Origin of the sequence: Chamaesiphon sp. OTE_75_metabat_556 (genome assembly GCF_031378165.1) — a bacterium.
Lineage (GTDB): Bacteria > Cyanobacteriota > Cyanobacteriia > Cyanobacteriales > Chamaesiphonaceae > Chamaesiphon.
In genome coordinates this window covers 17,393-33,313 of sequence record NZ_JANNDR010000038.1, presented here as the reverse complement: position 1 = coordinate 33,313, position 15,921 = coordinate 17,393, and the positions used below count along the sequence as shown (strand labels likewise).

At 48.6% G+C, this 15,921-nt stretch carries 13 protein-coding genes; 7 read left to right on the top strand and 6 right to left on the bottom strand.

From position 1 onward, the window contains the following. On the bottom strand, nt 1–1,203 hold a 1,203-nt coding region (glmM, locus tag RMO27_RS01970), incomplete at its 3' end, for a phosphoglucosamine mutase (protein ID WP_309728589.1). 436 nt (nt 1,204–1,639) lie between these two features. On the opposite strand from glmM, the gene dnaK reads away from it, so the two are divergent. Then, nucleotides 1,640–3,559, top strand: coding sequence for a molecular chaperone DnaK (dnaK, locus tag RMO27_RS01965; protein WP_309728588.1), 1,920 nt, complete (start codon nt 1,640–1,642; stop codon nt 3,557–3,559). Between the two features lie 186 nt (nt 3,560–3,745). Beyond that, nucleotides 3,746–4,129, top strand: a complete 384-nt coding sequence (ebsA, locus tag RMO27_RS01960) for a type IV pilus biogenesis protein EbsA (RefSeq protein ID WP_309728587.1) — start codon at nt 3,746–3,748, stop codon at nt 4,127–4,129. A 52-nt stretch (nt 4,130–4,181) separates the two neighbouring features. Here ebsA and RMO27_RS01955 read toward each other — a convergent pair whose 3' ends face one another. Then, nucleotides 4,182–4,304 carry a hypothetical protein gene (locus tag RMO27_RS01955; RefSeq protein ID WP_309728586.1) on the bottom strand — a complete coding sequence of 41 codons (123 nt, stop codon included), beginning with the start codon at nt 4,302–4,304 and terminating at the stop codon, nt 4,182–4,184. A gap of 225 nt (nt 4,305–4,529) precedes the next feature. On the opposite strand from RMO27_RS01955, the gene RMO27_RS01950 reads away from it, so the two are divergent. Next, nucleotides 4,530–5,654, top strand: a complete 1,125-nt coding sequence (locus RMO27_RS01950; RefSeq protein ID WP_309728585.1) for a phosphotransacetylase family protein — start codon at nt 4,530–4,532, stop codon at nt 5,652–5,654. A 90-nt stretch (nt 5,655–5,744) separates the two neighbouring features. On the opposite strand, the gene RMO27_RS01945 is transcribed toward RMO27_RS01950, so the two are convergent. Beyond that, nucleotides 5,745–6,290, bottom strand: coding sequence for a COP23 domain-containing protein (locus RMO27_RS01945; protein WP_309728584.1), 546 nt, complete (start codon nt 6,288–6,290; stop codon nt 5,745–5,747). 84 nt (nt 6,291–6,374) lie between these two features. Continuing rightward, a complete protein-coding gene (locus tag RMO27_RS01940; protein WP_309728583.1) occupies nt 6,375–7,652 on the bottom strand; it encodes an ATP-binding protein in 1,278 nt (425 codons plus the stop codon). 261 nt (nt 7,653–7,913) lie between these two features. On the opposite strand from RMO27_RS01940, the gene hemC reads away from it, so the two are divergent. Continuing rightward, nucleotides 7,914–8,918: a hydroxymethylbilane synthase gene (gene hemC / locus RMO27_RS01935; RefSeq protein ID WP_309728582.1), complete on the top strand. Its 1,005-nt coding sequence runs from the start codon at nt 7,914–7,916 to the stop codon at nt 8,916–8,918. 98 nt (nt 8,919–9,016) lie between these two features. Here hemC and RMO27_RS01930 read toward each other — a convergent pair whose 3' ends face one another. Then, nucleotides 9,017–9,532, bottom strand: a complete 516-nt coding sequence (locus tag RMO27_RS01930) for a tetratricopeptide repeat protein (protein ID WP_309728581.1) — start codon at nt 9,530–9,532, stop codon at nt 9,017–9,019. A 170-nt stretch (nt 9,533–9,702) separates the two neighbouring features. On the opposite strand from RMO27_RS01930, the gene RMO27_RS01925 reads away from it, so the two are divergent. From RMO27_RS01925 to RMO27_RS01915, 3 genes are all read left to right on the top strand, one after another. Beyond that, nucleotides 9,703–10,239, top strand: a complete 537-nt coding sequence (locus tag RMO27_RS01925) for a hypothetical protein (protein WP_309728580.1) — start codon at nt 9,703–9,705, stop codon at nt 10,237–10,239. Between the two features lie 283 nt (nt 10,240–10,522). Next, nucleotides 10,523–12,028: a SagB/ThcOx family dehydrogenase gene (locus tag RMO27_RS01920; RefSeq protein ID WP_396133595.1), complete on the top strand. Its 1,506-nt coding sequence runs from the start codon at nt 10,523–10,525 to the stop codon at nt 12,026–12,028. An 82-nt stretch (nt 12,029–12,110) separates the two neighbouring features. Then, nucleotides 12,111–12,449 carry a hypothetical protein gene (locus RMO27_RS01915; RefSeq protein ID WP_309728578.1) on the top strand — a complete coding sequence of 113 codons (339 nt, stop codon included), beginning with the start codon at nt 12,111–12,113 and terminating at the stop codon, nt 12,447–12,449. A 129-nt stretch (nt 12,450–12,578) separates the two neighbouring features. On the opposite strand, the gene RMO27_RS01910 is transcribed toward RMO27_RS01915, so the two are convergent. Next, entirely contained in the window at nt 12,579–15,854 is a 3,276-nt protein-coding gene (locus RMO27_RS01910; RefSeq protein ID WP_309728577.1) for a response regulator, read from the bottom strand. Nucleotides 15,855–15,921: the final 67 nt, after the last annotated feature.

Sequence of the window (15,921 nt, the reverse complement as noted above, 5' to 3'; positions counted from 1 at the left end):
TTCACGATCGTCTACGCGGATATTATGCAGGATTTGGGGATAAGTTTTAAAACTACTATCGACCAACTCCGCTAAAGATTTACCCGACTGCTGGACGATCGCGGCTAGATGTAAAGCCGTGAGCGTGCCGTCACCACTGACGCTATGCTGGGGCGAAAGAATGTGCCCCGACTGTTCGCCACCCAACATCGCGCCACTACTAGTCATCTCTGCCTGGACGTATTGGTCGCCGACGGCCGTGCGGACAACCTTACCCCCGAGAGCTTGCCAAGCCCGCTCGAAGCCCAAATTTGCCATTACTGTGGTGATAATTTCATCATTCGGGAGTAGACCCTGTTTGCTCAGGTATTGCCCCCAGAAATAGAGGATATAGTCACCATCGACTTTACGACCGAGATTGTCTACGGCCAAAACGCGATCGGCATCGCCATCGAAAGCAAACCCGAGATCCGCCTGATGCAGAACTACCGCTGCTTGCAAAGCTGCTAGATGCGTCGAACCACAATTGACATTGATTTGATCGCCATCGGCCTCCTCATTGAGACAAATCAACTCCGCACCCAACCGGGTAAAAATCTCTGGAGCTACCTTGACTGCGGCTCCAGCAGCCAAATCGAGGACGATCTTCATCCCCGCTAAACTGGCATCAGGCGCGAGGGAATCCTTCATCGCCTCTAGATACTGGGTAATTAATTCGGGCGTGAAGTAAAGATGACCCCATTTTTCCGGCTCAATATTCGCCCCAGATTGGCCTCTGATCCCGGCCTCGATCGCCGCCTGCAAGTCCTTAGCTAATTTTGTACCATTTGCACCAAAAAACTTAATCCCATTATCTTCCGGCGGATTGTGGCTGGCCGAAATCATCACGCCACCGATCGCATCGCTCGTCGCCGTCAGATGGGCGACTCCTGGCGTCGGGCACAATCCCAGGTTCCAGACTTCCAGCCCCGCCGAGGTAATTCCTGCCGCTAAAGCACTAGCCAACATATCGCTAGAATTGCGCGAATCTTGGCCGATAACGATCGGCCCCACATCACGATCGGCATCAGATGCCGCCTGCCGCAAGACCATTCCCGCCCAGTAGCCCACTTGGAGAGCCAAGTTAGCTGTCAGGACATCGCCGACTCTGCCCCGAATGCCATCGGTACCAAACAAGGGTGAATTGGGGAGATTGAGATACTGAATCGGGGTAGATGTAGTCATATATACATTGAGGGGAGGAGATCGCTAGCTTGGTAAATCGTATTACTCTAGGTGGCATTCTGCAAGAGCGATCGCTTCGTGGTGGACGCTCTATTGATCGCGGCTAGAATCCAAAAATAGGTAATTAGCAACTAGATCGAAGGTAATTCTAGTTCGATCGTGCCCAAAGTCTAACTCCTTCGGTAAGCACCACAACTATATACGGTTCGCCTCAATTTCGGGATCGGGGTAAGTCACATACAGTAGAGAAGTAGCAGCCGAGCTAGTTAACAACCAACCGTTAACCACAGAAGAGGTACGGAAAACCACCCTTCAAAAAAGTCTCAGTTGGCTCAACGATAAGGATTGATATGTAATATCGATCGTGCGACTGGCTGATTGTGCTCGTCGTCATTATTCAAACTGTTGTCATTATTTAGGAAGTAGTTATAGTTTTATGGGAAAAGTTGTTGGCATTGACTTAGGAACTACCAACTCCTGTGTTGCCGTAATGGAAGGTGGCAAACCCACCGTAATCGCTAACGCCGAGGGATTCCGCACTACCCCTTCTGTTGTCGCATTTGCGAAAAATGGCGATCCATTGATTGGGCAAATCGCTAAACGTCAAGCGGTAATGAATCCTGAGAATACGTTCTCCTCCGTCAAACGCTTTATCGGGCGCAAATTTGATGAAGTCAACCAAGAAGCCACCGAGATCTCCTACAAGGTTGTTAATGATGGTGGAAGCGTTAGAATCGAGTCTCCTGGTTTAAACAAAAAATTCGCACCAGAAGAAATTTCGTCTCGAATTCTCAGAAAATTGATCGATGATGCGAGTAAATACTTGGGTGAGACTGTCACTCAAGCCGTAATTACCGTACCAGCTTATTTTAATGACTCTCAACGTCAAGCGACTAAAGATGCTGGTAAAATTGCTGGCATTGAAGTTCTACGGATTATTAACGAACCTACTGCTGCGGCACTAGCTTACGGTTTAGACAAAAAGAGTAACGAAACAATTCTCGTTTTTGACCTCGGGGGCGGTACCTTCGACGTATCGGTACTCGAAGTCGGCGATGGTGTCTTTGAAGTGCTCGCCACTTCTGGTGACTCGCACTTAGGTGGGGACGACTTCGACAAGAAAATCGTCGATCATTTAGCCACTACCTTCATGAAAAACGAAGGCATCGATCTCCGCAAGGATCGTCAAGCTCTTCAACGTTTGACTGAAGCTGCTGAGAAAGCTAAAATCGAACTGTCTAGTGTCACGCAGTCCGAAATCAACCTCCCCTTTATCACAGCCACTCAGGATGGCCCCAAGCACGTCGAAATGACCCTGACTCGTGCTAAGTTTGAGGAAATCTGCTCCGACTTGATCGATCGTTGTCGCGTTCCGGTTGAGAATGCAGTCAGGGACGCGAAAATCGATAAGGCTCGTCTAGATGAAGTAGTCTTAGTCGGTGGTTCTACCCGGATTCCCGCAGTCAAAGAATTGGTCAAACGCCTCTTGGGTAAAGAGCCTAATGAGACGGTAAACCCTGATGAAGTAGTTGCAGTCGGTGCAGCGGTACAAGCTGGTGTCTTGGCTGGTGAAGTCAAAGATATCCTGTTGCTCGACGTTACACCACTATCTCTAGGTGTCGAAACCTTGGGTGGTGTTATGACCAAGATTATCCCTCGCAACACTACCATTCCGACCAAGAAGTTTGAAACCTTCTCGACAGCGGTAGATGGACAAAGCAACGTGGAGATCCAGATCCTCCAAGGCGAACGGGAAATGTCTCGCGACAACAAGAGTTTGGGTACCTTCCGTCTCGACGGGATTCCTTCGGCTCCACGCGGCGTCCCCCAAATCGAAGTCACTCTCGATATCGATGCCAACGGGATCTTGAATGTCACTGCCAAAGACAAAGGTACTGGTAAAGAGCAGTCGATCAGCATTACTGTAGCGTCTACTCTGGACAAAACCGAAGTCGAACGGATGGTGCGCGAAGCTGAAAATAATGCTTCCACTGATAAAGAAAACCGCGACAAAATCGATCGCAAAAACCAGGCTGATTCCCTCACCTACCAAGCTGAGAAGCAACTCCAAGAACTCGGCGAGAAAGTCCCCGCAGCAGATAAGACCAAGCTCGAAGGCTTAATCAAAGAACTCAAGGAAGCTGTCGCCAAAGAAGATGACACCGAAATCCAACGCCTGACTCCCGAAGTCCAACAGACTCTAATGGCGATTGGTAGTAATATCTACGCCCAAGCAGGTGCTGGTGATGGCGGCGGTAGCGATGACGCCGATGGTGGTGGTGGTACTCCTCCTGGTGGTGGTGCGACTGGTGGTGCCGATGATGTCATCGATGCCGAATTCTCCGAAACTAAATAGTTTTTAGTCACTCACAACCGGCTTCCCCTGCGAAGCCGGTTTTTTTTGCCAGATCGTAAATCTCCCTGCAGAATGGTGAATACTAAACTCAACCACTCCACCCAAAGTCGCAAACCTAACGCCTAAAGTTTAATCCCTATCCCCTATCCCCTAATCCCTAATCCCTAATCCCTAATCCCTAGATCGATGAATTTATTTGACGAAATAATTCCCGCCCAACCAGACAAGGTTAATTTGTACGCTCCATACTTCATGAAATCTGCCGCCAGACGGAACGTTTTGCCCAAGGCGATTACGCTCTATTATAAAGGCGGACTCGGCGGTCATCGATCGATCGAAGGGGGCGAAAAAATTCCGTATGTCATCAATTGGGCCGTCCAGAACCTCCCTGGCGATCTGACCAGATGCACCATGATGTTTGATGATAATGCCGATCTCACCTACGAGATCAATTTGATGAACTCCGAGCTAATCGGCTATCTAATTGATTGGTTAATTAACATCCGCGATGCTAATAATCCTGATTTCCCCCAGTATTTCTACCACAAACTGATGAAAATGGAAGAATAACTCCAGCTAATCCCGATCGATCTGGCAATCGAGCTTGGTGCTGCCAAGTATCCTAACTTTTGGCAGTACTTTTGCTATAAACTGAGGAAAATAGCAGTAGATCGCCATCGATGCCACCTGGTGTTCGCAACAGCAATCCAGACATCAACCAGCACCGGAGCAAGATCGGGGCCATCCCGGAACATCTCGATCCCTAATTTTAGTCATGGGGATCGCCGGCAACCCAGATTAGGCGATCGATCGAGCGCAAGTTAACCGATCTTTTTTCACTCGCTCAATCCAAGATTGACACTCATCCACCAATCTTGTCTGTTCCCGCACCCGATCGAGATCGCGCTGAGGCTAGATGCTAGGGCTGGTTGCCGATGAGTACTACTGATTATTGAGTTATATCGTTAACATGACTGAGGGTAAGTGCGTAGGGATGGATATGAAATACTTGCTGGTGGCTTCGACGGAAGCATGTAGTGGCAAATCGGCAACAATTTTGGGCATTGCCGATCGCTTACAGGAAAAAGGGCTGGAGATTGCCTATGCTCAACCAGTAATTACGCGGAGTACTCCAGATCGACCTGCTGCCGATCCGCTGATTGCGACCCAACCGTCAGTAACGACGATCGATAGTGACATTCAGCTCATGACCGAAGCACTGGCTTTACCCACAGCCAGCTTGGGACGGCCATTATTGGTGCTAGATGCTACTCGCACGCATGACAGGCTTACTGGTGCCGATCTCCAAGACTACGGCAAATTACTCCAGGAAAATGTCCGGCTCCCCGGCCAATTAGTCATTCTCGAAGGTGGTGCCAATCTCCATGAAGGAAGCTTATTCGGTCTGGCGACCGCGCAGATGGCCGCCGCTCTCGACGCGGGAGTATTGCTGGTCAATCGTTATCATCCCCTCTCCACCATCGATCTACTCTTATCGGCGCAGCAGCAGCTTGGGAGTCGGCTGTTGGGGTGCATCATCAATGACATCCCTCGCGATCGGGTAGAAACCGTCCAGACCACGTTGGTGCCCTTTCTCGAACGTTCCGGCATCCCCGTCTTTGGGGTCGTGCATCGCAATGGCTTATTGCGGAGTGTCACGGTCAAGCAACTGGTCGAAAAACTCGATGCGGAAATCTTATGTCGTCCCGATCGGTTGGATCTGATGGTCGAGAGCCTATCGATCGGGGCGATGAATGTCAACTCAGCTTTAGAATATTTTCGGCGCGGCAATAATATGGCCGTCGTCACTGGTGGCGATCGCGCCGACATTCAACTAGCCGCGCTCGAAACCTCTACACAGTGCTTGATTTTGACCGGACGCCTAGCACCACAACCTTTTATTGTCAGCCGTGCTGAAGACCTGGAGATCCCCATTCTCTCGGTAGATCTCGATACGCTCACTACCGTCGAAATCATCGATCGCGCCTTCGGTCAAGTCCGGCTCCAAGAAACCATCAAAATTAACTGCGCCCGCGAGTTATTTGGCAACCACTGCGAGATCGATCGCTTACTCTCCATGTTAGGCATCGGCTAGGGAGACGAGGGGACGGGGAGACTGGGGGACTGGAGGAAGCTTGCCTCCAAATTCACTATCCACTATCCACTATCCACTATCCCCTAAAACCTAATTCTCCTCATTCAACCAATCCAACTCGATACTCGTCTGAGAGGGAAGTGCAGCACTTTCTTCCAAGCCTCTGGAGCTGGAGCGATTGCGGATCGCGGTTAGTCGTTTGATGACTTGTTGCGGGTCAGAATTGGGCTTGAGTGTGTACAGCAGATTCTGGGAACTACAATCAGTGTTGGCTTTGGTCGTCGCGCAGATGACGGGCAGATTATTGAGCACCCCAGCAGTAACATATTTTAACTGGCCGCTGCGATACATTGATTGAAACCTAGCCGATACTTGGCGACAGCGAACTTGGGGGGTAAATCCCGCCTCACTGAGGTCTTCCGATCTCCAAATCACGATCGGGATATCACCTTTTTTGGTTCTAGCTACAGTGGCAGGAACGCCATCGGCTTTGCCACAGACAAAGTTGGTAGTTGCTGTCAACGCCTGACTGGATTCTATCAACCACAAGCTGTTGCCAACCATAGTGGCGATCGTGGCCAAACTGAAGACCGAGAGGCGGTGTGTGGCTAGGGTAGCGATTTTTAATGATTTCATATTATATTCTTCGATCGATTACTAAATAAAAGAAACACGATCCGATCCCAATGTTCCGAACGGGTTGGGAAGATATTTCACCACTCACCGCGCGACTGATTCACCCAGCAAATAATCGACAAATTGCCGTGCGGTACGCCCAGATCGCCCATTGTGTCTTGTCGCCCATTGTAGAGCCTGCCGATCGAGGTCGTCACTGTCCATCAGCAATTGTGCTGAAGTTGCTAAATGATGGACGATTTCGAGGTATTTTGGTTGGTCGGCGGGTTCAAAGGTCAGCGTGATGCCAAAGCGATCGCTAAATGATAACTTTTCTTGGACGGTGTCCCACATCTGCATCTCGTCGGCGTCTTGGGGTCTGGGTCGATCTGCGAAATATTCTCTGACCAAATGACGGCGATTGGAAGTGGCGTACACGACCACATTTTTTGGTCTGGCGATAATACTGCCTTCTAAAACTACTTTGAGGGCTTTAAAAGCTTCATCATCGGCCTCAAAGGACAGATCGTCGATGAAAATGATAAATTTCTGGGGTAGTTCGGCTAATCGATCGAGGATCGTCGGTAAATTGATCATCGCCGATTTACTGACTTCCAGCAGTCGCAGTTGGCTATCGGGAAAATAGTTTAATAAGCCTTTAATCAGGGATGATTTACCTGTACCTTTGCCACCATACAACAAGATATTTAGAGCTGGCCGTCCAGATAATAAAGATTTGGTATTCCCAATCAGAGTGTCTTTTTGGAGATCGTAACCGATCAGATCTTCAAGCTGAATTGGATCGGGATGCGCGATCCCGATCGGTCGATCTTGCCATCTAAATGCGCGATATTTACCAAAAATCCCAACTCCAGTTTGTTGATAATATCGAGCTAGATCGTCTACTAATTCACCCCAATTTCGACTGCGCAGAGCTGAGACAATCGGCGATTGTGGCTTGTCAATACTGCATTCTAGCCAGCAGACAGGTCTGCCGCCGATACGTTCGACCCAGCCAGGGATATATTGTCCGCAGGTGTAGAGGATGTACAAGGACTCAAGATCTTGTCGAGCAGCAAGTACTACGGTTGGCGATAACTGTTTTTCGAGTGGTTCGAGCGATCGAGCGCAGTCAAGTTTCTGAACTTCGATACTAAAGGGATTTTCGGCTTGGAGCACTCGCTCGATCGCATATTCTTCCCAGCTACAATTTGCAGTCGCTAAAGCTCTAAAAAACCGTCCGTAGGCAGTCAGACAAATCAGCGCATTACCTTGAGATCTGTCCCCATTGGCGATCGCTTGCAGCAAGTCGATCAGCGCGATCCCGACCTCGCTAGCTAAAATATCTTGATACAGTAGCAATCCCGCAATCGACCGCTGCATCTGATGGAGTTCCGCGGTGTGTCGGTCTAGGAGGGAGGAAATCATAAGTTGGGCGGTAGAGGGTAGAGGGTAGAGGGTAGAGGGTAGTGAATAGTGGATAGTGGATAGTGGATAGTGGATAGTGAATTAATTTAGGGTCGATCAGGGGTCTTTTTTAATTGTGCGCAGGTAATATGGCGATCGCTAGCAACCGATCGCTAGTCGCTGTATCCTAGATGAGGTATTTATATGCGCTAGATTAACAATCGCTTTTTTATATATATGTCTGCCGATATTACTAACTCTAAGCAAACCATCCGCATCGCTTCGCGGAAAAGTCAACTGGCATTGGTGCAAACCCATTGGGTGCAAGCCGAGTTGCAGAAACACTTTCCAGATCGCACCTTTGAAGTCGAGATGATGAGTACCCAAGGGGATAAAATTCTCGACGTGCCGCTGGCCAAAATCGGGGATAAAGGATTATTTACCAAGGAATTGGAAGTCAAAATCCTGGATCGATCGGCAGATCTGGCTGTACACTCACTTAAAGACCTCCCCACCAATTTACCAGAAGGTTTGATGCTCGGTTGTATTACCGAACGAGAAAATCCCGCCGACGCGCTAGTTGTCAATGCCAAACATGCTGGCGCACAGCTGCAAACACTGCCAGCCGGAGCGGTCATTGGCACCTCCTCGCTGCGGCGGTTAGCCCAGCTCCGCCATCATTTTCCCCACTTTGCATTCAAAGATGTGCGGGGAAATGTGAATACGCGCTTGGCGAAGTTGGATGCGGGTGAGTATGATGCCCTGATTCTGGCCGCAGCGGGCTTACAACGCCTGGACTTTGGCGATCGCATTCACCAGCTCATTCCGGCTGAGTTATCGCTCCATGCGGTCGGACAAGGGGCACTGGGGATCGAATGCCGGACTGAAGATCCCGAAGTGCTGGCTGTAGTCCAATCCTTGCAACATCAACCGACAGCCTACCGTTGCTACGCCGAGCGCGCCTTTTTGCGGGAACTAGAAGGTGGCTGTCAAGTGCCGATCGGTGTGAATACGACGATTGCAGGCGATCAGCTCACGTTAGTCGGGATGGTGTCGAGTCTCGACGGTCAACGCCTCGTCACCGATACAATTACTGGATTAGCTACCAATGCCGAACAAATCGGCAAGGATCTAGCTCATCTCCTCCGCTCTCAGGGCGCACAAACGATCCTTGACGAAATCTTTGAATTAGTGCGTCGGGACGGATTGAAGAAGGTGTTAGACGAGCAGACGAATGGTTAGTTAGGACGGGGGGACGGGGGGACTGGGGGACAAAAGGACGCTTGCGTCCAAACTCTCTATCCCCTATCCACTATCCACTATCCACTATCCCCTATCCCCTAACGCTGACGCTGAAAAACTTTCAAATTCGCCAGCGCGCGTTGATAATTTACCGGATCGCCTTGTAATCTAAATAACTCTGCGGCAATCCGCAGATCGGCGATCGCGCCTTTGCAGTCACCAAATCGATGGCGGGCAAAAGCGCGATTATTGTAAGTAATCGCTTTTTCGGGCAAAATGCGGACGACTTGAGTGTAGTCGAGATAGGCACCCCAGTAATCGCGCATATTGACTTTGACGGCGGCGCGGTTGTTGTAAGCCAGCGCGTTGTTTGGGTCGAGGCGAATTACTTCGGTATAATCGACGATCGCGGGGATGTTTCGTTCGAGTTTCGCGTGTAAGATTCCTCGTTGGAGTCGCGCGTCTACATCTTCAGGATGTTGTTGGAGCGCGGCATCTAGGCTGGCAATGGTGGGTTGCACGGTCGCCACTTGGTTTGAATCGGTGGGTGCAGCCGTGGCTGCGAGTGGCAGCGATACTAGCGAGATCGCCGTCAGCATACTGAGTATGGACAAACAAGATTTAATCATCGGCAGATAAGATCGAAACTAGAAACAATCTACAGTTTATTGTAATTGCATTCCGGTATTCAATTCTACAACCACTCCGCCGATTGACTTATACCAACGATCGCCACAGCCGCTACAACTACAATATATAAATACGCCTAAATTACCCCAAGCTCATGACAGATCGGATTTTTTACATCTCACCGCTGATTAGGATCACGTTGAGTCTGTTGTATATCTCCTTACTGATACCGTTGCCTTTTTTGGCGACATTTACCCATGCGACGGTACCATCCTGGTTGTTGTGGGTGGGCATCGGGTTGGGATTTACAGCTTTGCAAGGTGCCTTGAGCCAGCGAGTGGTTGTAGACGATCTCCAGATCGCGGTAAATTATCCCGCTTGGGTGCCGACTTTTGTTACCAAAAGTTGGACACTGGCTTGGAGTGATGTTAAAGAATTAAAAATGCGGACGACTGGACAGGGTGGATTGGTTTATTATTTAATCGATCGTAGTGGTGCGGGATTTCTATTACCAATGCGAGTTGCTGGCTTCAATCGATTGGTACAACTCATTCAACAGGCAACATCGATCGATACCACGGATGTCTATCCTCTCGCTCAACCCTGGATGTATTTCGCTTTATTAGTCCTGACTGGATTTTTATTGCTAACTGATACCTGGACGATTTGGACGGCGATCGATCTCGGCTGATAGTGGTTGTTTTAAAGAGAATTCATAGAGGATTCATAGAATGATTCGATTACCTCCGGTAGGCTTCTGCTAAGGCAGAGGCTCCGCCAACGCCAACGATAATTACCTAAGCGATCTTCGTGACGAGAGTTTGATAACTTGCAAACGAGATTCAAGATCTAGCTAAGGTCAACAAATATTTTAACTATCCACTATCCACTATCCACTATCCACTATCCACTATCCACTACTCCCTGCTCCCCGCTCTATAATACGATCGATAATTCTTCTTATGGATGACTAAATTTCCAAGTATTATCATCAGCGTACCAAGTACGATCCAGACACGATCGCCTCCAAAAGTCAGGGCTTGGACTGGAGCACCCAACCAAAATCTTATAAAGAATATAAGATTGGGACAGTTTACGATCTCAAACCATACTTGCAATCGACCAAACAGGATAACGAGAGTTACTGGTGGCAGCGATTATCATTATTTTTATTGTGTAGTTATGGGTTGACAGCACGGATTCAAACGATGGGCGAACCGATGTATTTGCGAGCGGCACCATCGGCAGGGGGACTATATCCGGCGGAGGTTTATTTAGTATCGAAAGGAACTAGTTTCCTGCCAGCCGGATTGTACAACTATCAAGTTAAAGATCATACCCTGATTCACTTTTGGGCGAATGATGTCTGGCTGCAGATTCAAGGTGCTTGTTTCGGACATCCAGCCCTGATCGTGGCTGATATAGCCCTAATTACGACTGCGGTATTTAATCGATCGGCATGGCGATATCAAGATCGAGCATATCGGCGGATCTGTTTAGATACTGGGCATTTATTAGGAAACATCGAACTAGCGGGGGCGATGAATGGGTTTAGACCTTATTTTGCTGGTGGTTTTATCGATCGTCAAATCGATGAATTACTCTATCTCAATCCAGAACAAGAAGGGACTATTTGCGTAATTCCGCTGGTTGATATCGATACGCATCCCGATGCAGCGATCGCTGCTTTTCCAACAGCATTGCCATCAAGAATTAACCTCGAATATGCAGAGATCCCCGATGGCCAACTATTGAAAAATTGCCATCAGATGACAGAAATTGCTGAATTCAGACAGTTACCAGCCAACCCGTCGGATATCGATTCAGTCCAATTGGATGATAAATATAATTTTCCATTTTGTCTAAAGATTTCGACCCGAACTAACCCGATCGATTGGCACGATCATATTCCCTTGGCTGAATTGGAAAATACCATGCTCAAACGGCGATCGACTCGTGCCTATACTGGGGCAGAATTGACGCTCGACGAACTCAAGCAGATTTTAGACTTTACTTATCATCCCCGCCACTATGCCGAGCAAAATTTAGATCCCAACCCCGACTATTTCGATCTGAGTTTAATCGAAACATTTATTGCGGTTTCTGGCGTCCAAGGTTTAGAAGAAGGCTGTTATTACTATGCACCGCGAGCGCAAGAACTCCGCCAGATTCGGTTCAAAAACTTTCGTCAAGAATTGCATTATCTCTGCTTGGGACAGGAATTAGGCCGCGATGCGGGGGCGGCAATTTTTCATACCGCAGATTTGAACATGGCGGTACAAAAATATGGCGATCGTGCTTACCGTTATTTACATTTAGATGCGGGGCATTTGGGGCAAAGAATCAATCTAGCAGCAATTCGGCTAGAGGTGGGCGTCAGCGGGATTGCGGGCTTTTTTGACGATCAAGTCAATGAAGTTTTGGGAATTCCTGAAGACGAAGCTGTCTTGTACATCACGACATTGGGACGTCCAGCCTAACTGGAGCTAAACCAGTCGGTTTTACGTCTGGATTTTGGAATACAGAATTGTTAGTATCGATCGCAATCAGATCTCAATCATCATGACTAAACTAACTAAAACTTGGGTCGCGGTAATTGGGGCAATTCTAGCAATCGGACTATTGCTGCCACTTTTACCAGTACTAGCCAATACATCACCCAGTGCAACGCCAGTTAAGCCAGCAACAGTCAATCTGACTGGCACGATTAAAAAATTAGCAGTTGAAGGTACTTGTTATCAACTGGCTGCTGATAACGGTAAAAAATACGAATTGATGGGTAAATTCCCCAAAATTGATGGTATCAGAGTGCAAGTTAGTGGCGTCCCCAAGTCAGATATGGTGACTATTTGCCAAGTCGGACAACCGTTACAAGTTAAGACCGTGCGAGTAATTAAGTAGCGATAGCGATCAGGTGATTGTGATTAGTAGCTGGGGAAGCACTTGCCGCCATCGACAAGTGCTTCCCCGGCAGTCACTGGCACGACAGATCTGAATTCTCCAGTTCTTTGGTGCTCCTTGCCATAAATATTATCTTCTTTCCCGATCTACTTGCGGAATGAGAGTTAGAACCTTGCTAGCTGCTGTTTGAATCAGCGATCGGAGCGTTGCTAATAGCTCTGATTCGGTATAGGGTTTGGAGAAATAAGCAGAAGCCCCTAAATTCATCGCTAACATCCGATGTTTTTCGCTGTTGCGGGAAGTGAGCATCAGGATCGGGAGATTTTCAAAATCTTCGGTCGATCGCAAGGCTTCTAGTACTCCATAGCCATCTAGTCGAGGCATCTCGATGTCACAAATTGCTGCTTGAACAATTAACCCCGCTAGGAGTTTTTCAACGGCTTCTTGTCCATCTTTAGCTTGTTCGACTTGATAGCCTTCTTTTTCTAGCATTAGGGCTAAATAACGACGGACATTAATCGAGTCATCTATGACTAAAATTGGATTAGTTGTTTGATGATTAGGGGTGAGATCGATTGAGACAGATGATTTTTCTCGCACGGGAATTGAATTTACTGGAGCAGCGGATTTAGAAGACATCCAACTTGCGAATTGAATCAGATCGACTAGTGGCACGACCCGACCATCACCTAAAATAATTGAGTTACCGAAACCTGGAGTTAAGGGCATCGGACTATCGATCGATCTCAACGTCACTTCTTGTTCGCCCCAATATCGATCGATAGAAAAGGCCGTCGATGTTCGAGCTTCGCCGACAATTAATACGGTTGGTTGGGAAATAGTGGGTCTACCTGGTAATCCAAAAGTTCTACTATTTCGACCAAATGAAATTCCTTGCTCTAATGCAATCAGCGGAATCGATTGGGATTGCCAAGTTATTTTGGTGCCATCGGCTGTGACTAGATCGGGATCGAAATGAATAATTTCCTTGACACTATCCACCGATACAGCGAACACAAATCCCGATCGTTCGAGCAGCATGATTTTGACGATCGATAAGGTTAATGGTACGCGGATTGTAAAAGTCGTGCCGATGCCAGGTTGAGTTTCGATCCGAATATTGCCGCGCACTTGCTCGATATTGGTACGCACGACATCCATCCCCACACCGCGCCCAGAGAGTTCGGTGAGACTGGCGGCGGTACTAAAGCCTGGTTCAAAAATGACATCGAGCAATTGAGCTTCCGGCATTTTAGATATTTCGGCAGCGGGTAAACCCATCTGCTGGAGCCGATCTCGGATCCGATCGAGTTTCACGCCACCGCCATCATCAGCGATCGTAATCATCGTTTCACCACTGCGCTGACTGGCGGTGAGGACGATCGATCCCTGAGTCGGTTTCCCCGCAGCCATCCGCGTGGCGGGATCTTCGATCCCATGATCGAAGGCATTGCGGAGCAGGTGCATCAGCGGATCGCTCAAGTTTTCCAGCATGGCTCGATCGATCCCGATATTTTCACCTTGAATCGTCAGGGTGACGGATTTGCCGAACTGGACAGATAGATCGCGAATTAGGCGCGGAAACCGTTTGGTGACATCGGCAAAGGGAATCGTCTGAGAGCGGGTCAGGTTAACCTGGAGCGTGCGGGTAGTTTGGTTGAGACTACTGACCGATCGAGTCATTTCCTGAAGACTCAGCTCGATGTCAGCGGTTACTTCTTGCAATTGGACGATCGTTTCAATTTGATTTTGCGAAACTAGGTGGAGATCGCTATATCGATCCATTTCTAGCAAGTCAAATCCCTGTGTGGATGAAGTTAGGATTGGGGGATTCGCTGGGGTGGTGGTAGTTTCGGTGGGGGGAACTAGCCCTTGGATTGCCGCTTTGTCATACCATTGCCGGAGTTCTTGGTTGGATGATTCTAGGTGCTTCATCCGTTTTCGCATCAAGCCAGTGTAATTCTGAATTTCGGCGAGGCGCAGATCGATCGCATTCCGTTCGAGAATTAATTTGCCGAAGGCGGTATTAAATTGTTGCAGGTACTCTACAGGTACCCGCACGGTTTGAGCTTGATGCTTGGGATTTGAGAGGGTAGGAGCGGAAACGATTTCAGCGGTAACGGTTGGTTGAATTACCGGAAGATCCACGTTTAAATCGGTCGGAAATTCGGGACTATCAAATGCGGCTAGTTCACTAAATAACTCTAGTGGTGATTCACCTTGCAGCAGCAGAGTACTGATATCTGATTGTCGTTCGTTATCGTCCCAATTCACGCTGAAGTCGGTGGGAAATTCTGGGCTGTCGAATGCGGCTAGTTCGCTGAATAATTCTAGTGGTGATTCATCTTGCAGCAGCAGAGTACTAATAGCTGATTGTCGTTGATGATCCTCCAGATCAACGCTGAAGTCGGCAGGGAATTCGGGACTGTCAAATGCGGCTAGTTCACTGAATAATTCTAGGGGTTGAATATCATCGTCGCTAAAAGTGAAGTCTGCATCGCTTTGGATATCTAGATTGGCAATTTCTGACTGCAATAGCAACAAATCTAGGGATTCTAGTCCAGAAAGCGAAGGATTAAATCCTTCGTCAAGCATCTCCAGCGGCGGATCGAGTTCGATCGGTGTTGGGACATTGCTGGGGGCTGCGGGAAGTCGATCGGGTATTTTGTCAAATCGCCCCAATAGTACTAATGAGTGAGCTTTGCGCCAAATCTTGATGGCTCTCCGAGTAAGTTCATTTGCTCGATCGGCAGAGCTAATTTGACTCTGACTGGTGACGGACTGACATAGATCGACGAATCGATCTAAGTTCGCCATTCGCCCAAAGTCGCTCAATTCTTCTGCTGTTGTCTGCAATTCTTGCAAGAGTTGAACAGGGGATAGCTGCTCGAATCGATCGTTCAGTAAATCGAGAGCTTCGTTAACGCCACTTTCAAATAACAAGATCCCTGGATCGACATCCCCCTCTTGAGACAAGAGCGCGTCTTCATCTTCAGGGCGGAGATCGCCCAAATGCTGGCGCAATCGATCGAAAATCGGCTGGGAGTGAGTATTCAACCAAGCTTCATCGACTACTTGCGATCGACGGTGCAGATCGCCCACTTGCCGCAAACAATCGACCCCTGCTAGTAATAGCGTTTCCACCTCTGTACTAATCGGTTTGGAATGGTACCGCACGCGGAGGATCTTGAAAAAGTCCTCAAGCTGGTGGGCGACGTGACTTAGTTGCCCAAATCCCATCATGCCTGCGCCGCCCTTGACTGAGTGAGCGGCCCGAAGGGCTTCGTCGAGTGCTTGGGGATTGGGAATTGTATTGGCTAAACCGAGGACTGTAGCTTCGATGCGATCGCAACAATCTTCTGATTCATCCAAGAACTTGAGGGGAATTCTATTGTCGTTATCCATGACGGAGATGGGAGGGGCGATGGGAGTGAGTGGGCAAGGGCATAATTAACGCTGTAGGGGCAGGTTT

Bases quoted from the DNA above. Each gene is read 5' to 3' on its own strand.
- dnaK (WP_309728588.1), top strand. From the start codon at position 1,640: ATGGGAAAAGTTGTTGGCATTGACTTAGGAACTACCAACTCCTGTGTT.
- ebsA (WP_309728587.1), top strand. From the start codon at position 3,746: ATGAATTTATTTGACGAAATAATTCCCGCCCAACCAGACAAGGTTAAT.
- RMO27_RS01955 (WP_309728586.1), bottom strand. From the start codon at position 4,304: ATGGCCCCGATCTTGCTCCGGTGCTGGTTGATGTCTGGATTGCTGTTG.
- RMO27_RS01950 (WP_309728585.1), top strand. From the start codon at position 4,530: ATGACTGAGGGTAAGTGCGTAGGGATGGATATGAAATACTTGCTGGTG.
- RMO27_RS01945 (WP_309728584.1), bottom strand. From the start codon at position 6,290: ATGAAATCATTAAAAATCGCTACCCTAGCCACACACCGCCTCTCGGTC.
- RMO27_RS01940 (WP_309728583.1), bottom strand. From the start codon at position 7,652: ATGCAGCGGTCGATTGCGGGATTGCTACTGTATCAAGATATTTTAGCT.
- hemC (WP_309728582.1), top strand. From the start codon at position 7,914: ATGTCTGCCGATATTACTAACTCTAAGCAAACCATCCGCATCGCTTCG.
- RMO27_RS01925 (WP_309728580.1), top strand. From the start codon at position 9,703: ATGACAGATCGGATTTTTTACATCTCACCGCTGATTAGGATCACGTTG.
- RMO27_RS01915 (WP_309728578.1), top strand. From the start codon at position 12,111: ATGACTAAACTAACTAAAACTTGGGTCGCGGTAATTGGGGCAATTCTA.
- RMO27_RS01910 (WP_309728577.1), bottom strand. From the start codon at position 15,854: ATGGATAACGACAATAGAATTCCCCTCAAGTTCTTGGATGAATCAGAA.